We start from the raw sequence: 3,404 nt of genomic DNA, 5'->3' as shown, positions 1-3,404 counted from the left end.
TCGCCAGACGCTCTTTGTGCGGTGTTGCCCTAAAAACCGCCCAATGCATTTTCTCTTTCAGATTTTTTATTTGTGCAATCTCACAAAATTTGAAAATCTCCATTTTGCCCTTGACAAATGCCATGAGAAGTTGTATACTTACAAGAGGGTTAGAAGATTCTAACCTTTATCATTTCTCAAATGGTTAGCTTTTTCTAATTCCAGAGCCGGCTCTGAGAAACAGAGGAACGGTTCTGATATAAGGAGGAGAGCATGCTATGATGCCGCTGATGTTTGCGAATCCCGGTGACGAAGTAATCATCAAAAAAGTAGGCGGAAGTGCTGAAACCAAAAAGCACTTGGAAGACCTCGGCTTTGTTGTCGGCGGAACGCTCACGGTAGTAAATTCCGGAAACGGAAATCTTATCGTGAATGTAAAAGGAACCCGTATTGCCATTACGAAAGAAATGGCAGGAAAAATTATGATATAAAGAGGAGGAACTGGAGTATGGCTACATTAAAAGATGCCAAGATCGGACAGACCGTCCGTGTCAAGAAGCTCACCGGCGAAGGTGCAGTAAAACGCAGAATCATGGATATGGGCATCACCAAGGGTGTCGAGGTCTATATCCGCAAGGTGGCACCTCTGGGTGATCCGATAGAGATCACTGTAAGAGGCTATGAACTCTCTCTGCGGAAAGCAGACGCTGAACTGATCGAAGTAGAATAAGCACCGCACAGATCGTTGTGCATGCTGTAGAAGAAAATCCGTGAATCTGTCCTGCATCGGCGGATTCACATCTTCATTTTACGGCGAAATTATTTTTTTAGTCACAAGTTAGTAATTGCTAATTAGTAAACACTAACACGAAAGGATGGAGTGAAATGGGTATTAAAATCGCATTAGCCGGTAACCCGAACGCTGGTAAGACCACACTGTTCAATGCATTAACAGGTTCGAACCAGTTCGTCGGTAACTGGCCGGGTGTTACCGTGGAAAAGAAAGAGGGTAAGCTGAAAGGGCACAAAGATGTTGTCATCACAGACTTGCCGGGTATCTATTCTCTTTCCCCGTACACACTGGAAGAAGTCGTTGCCCGAAATTATCTGATTCAGGAGCGTCCGGATGCAATCCTGAACATCATCGACGGCACCAATCTGGAACGTAACCTGTATCTGACCACACAGCTGGTAGAACTGGGCATTCCGGTAGTTGTCGCGATCAACATGATGGACATCGTTCGGAAGAACGGCGACCAGATCCGCATTGACCAGCTGGCAAAGGAACTGGGCTGCAAGGTCGTGGAAATTTCCGCACTGAAGGGCACCGGCATTGACGAAGCTGCAAAGGAAGCCATGCAGGCTGCGGAAAGCAAGATCCCCATGGTTCCCCAGCACAAGTTCTGCGGCTGCGTGGAGCATGCCATCGCACATATTGAAGAAGCTTGTCTGCATGACCGTCCGGAAGCACAGCAGAGATGGTATGCGATCAAGATCTTCGAACGGGACGACAAGGTTCTGGAACAGCTGAACATTCCGGAAGCTACCAAAAAGCACATTGAACAAGACATCGAAGCCGCAGAAAAGGAAATGGACGACGATGCAGAAAGCATCATCACCAACGAACGGTATCTGTACATTGCTTCGATCATCAAGGACTGCCTGAAGAAAAAGAGAACCGGCATGACCACTTCTGACAAGATCGATAAGATCGTCACCAACCGTTGGCTGGGTCTGCCGATCTTCGCAGTCATCATGTTCCTGGTGTACTATATTTCCATGGTTACCGTAGGTTCCGCTGCAACAGACTGGGCAAACGACGGACTGTTCGGCGACGGCTGGCACCTGCTGGGCATCGGCACCAGCTCCTACAACGATGCCGCTGATGAATACGGCGACACCAATGCGATCATTGACGGCTATGTGGCTTATCTGGGCGAACAGGGCGTTGATACAGAAGAACTGGAAAGCTACATTGACGCAGAAGCAGACACCTTTGACGGCGAAGCTGCAAAGGACATGATCCTGAACTATGAAAAGGATTACAACGCAGACTTCTCCTATGATGTAGAAGATGAAGAAACACTGGAAGTTACCACCGAAACCGCTTCCATGGACGACCTGACCACTGCGGCAGACGAATTCGCAAAGGGTGAACCGGATCCGGCAGATTATGGCGTATGGGTTCCGGGTATTCCGGTACTGATCGAAAAGGGACTGGACGCTGTCAACTGCGTGGACTGGCTGAAGGGTCTGATTCTGGACGGTATCGTTGCCGGTGTTGGTGCAGTTCTGGGCTTCGTACCGCAGATGCTGGTACTGTTCATTCTGCTGGCAATTCTGGAAGCCTGCGGTTACATGGCTCGTATCGCATTCGTTATGGACCGTATCTTCCGGAAGTTTGGTCTGTCCGGTAAGTCCTTTATCCCGATTCTGGTCGGCACAGGCTGCGGCATTCCGGGTATCATGGCTTCGAGAACCATTGAAAACGAACGTGACCGCCGTATGACTGTTATGACAACCACCTTTATCCCCTGCGGTGCAAAACAGCCGTTTATCGCAATGATCGCCGGTGCAATCTTCGGCGGTTCTGCATGGATCGCAACCGGTGCTTACTTCCTGGGTATGGCAGCGATCGTTGTTTCCGGTATCATTCTGAAAAAGACAAAGATGTTCGCCGGCGATCCGGCACCGTTCGTTATGGAACTGCCGGCATACCACATGCCGACTGTCGGCAACGTGCTCCGCTCCATGTGGGAACGCGGCTGGTCCTTCATTAAGAAGGCTGGTACCATCATCACACTGTCCACCATCTTCGTCTGGTTCACTTCTTACTTCGGCTGGGTTGACGGTGCATTCCAGATGCTGAGTGAAGACCAGATGAGCCACAGCATTCTGGCTTACATCGGTAAGGGCATCTGCTGGATCTTCGCTCCGCTGGGCTGGGGTGACTGGCAGGCAACGGTTGCCGCTGTAACCGGTCTGGTCGCAAAGGAAAACATCGTTGCAACTATGGGTATCCTGTACGGCGGCGGCGACGGCGTGTACAGCAATCTGGCAGCTGCATTCACCGGCGTAGCAGGTATGTCCTTCCTGATCTTCAACCTGCTGTGTGCACCGTGCTTCGCTGCAATGGGTGCGATCAAGCGTGAGATGAACAACACCAAGTGGTTCTGGTTCGCAATTGGTTACGAATGCGGCTTTGCATATGTCATTGCCCTGATCGTCAACCAGCTGGGCAACCTGTTCACCGGTCAGCTGATGACTGCCGGCAACGGTGTTGTAAACATCATCAGCCTGATCGCTGCATTCGCACTGATCGTTGCAATGATCTACCTGCTGGTTCGTCCGTACAAGGAAAGCAACAAGCTGGGCGTAAAGGTAAAGGCATAAGACAATACCGCACAAAGAGCGTCTGGCGACTT

The 3,404-nt window shown here is 50.2% G+C and carries 3 protein-coding genes; all 3 read left to right on the top strand.

Going from position 1 to position 3,404, the window contains the following annotated elements:
• The first annotated feature begins 257 nt into the window (after nt 1-257).
• Complete coding sequence (locus RUMCAL_RS09755) at nt 258-470, top strand: FeoA family protein (RefSeq protein WP_021682637.1); 213 nt, start codon at nt 258-260, stop codon at nt 468-470.
• Nucleotides 471-487: 17 nt separating this feature from the next.
• Entirely contained in the window at nt 488-709 is a 222-nt protein-coding gene (locus tag RUMCAL_RS09750) for a FeoA family protein (RefSeq protein ID WP_021682636.1), read from the top strand.
• 155 nt (nt 710-864) lie between these two features.
• Nucleotides 865-3,372, top strand: a complete 2,508-nt coding sequence (gene feoB / locus RUMCAL_RS09745) for a ferrous iron transporter B (RefSeq protein ID WP_021682635.1) — start codon at nt 865-867, stop codon at nt 3,370-3,372.
• The last annotated feature ends 32 nt before the right edge of the window (nt 3,373-3,404 follow it).

The organism is Ruminococcus callidus ATCC 27760 (assembly GCF_000468015.1).
In the GTDB taxonomy this organism is placed as follows: Bacteria; Bacillota; Clostridia; order Oscillospirales; family Ruminococcaceae; genus Ruminococcus_C; species Ruminococcus_C callidus.
This window is presented reverse-complemented; position numbering and strand designations above follow the sequence as displayed.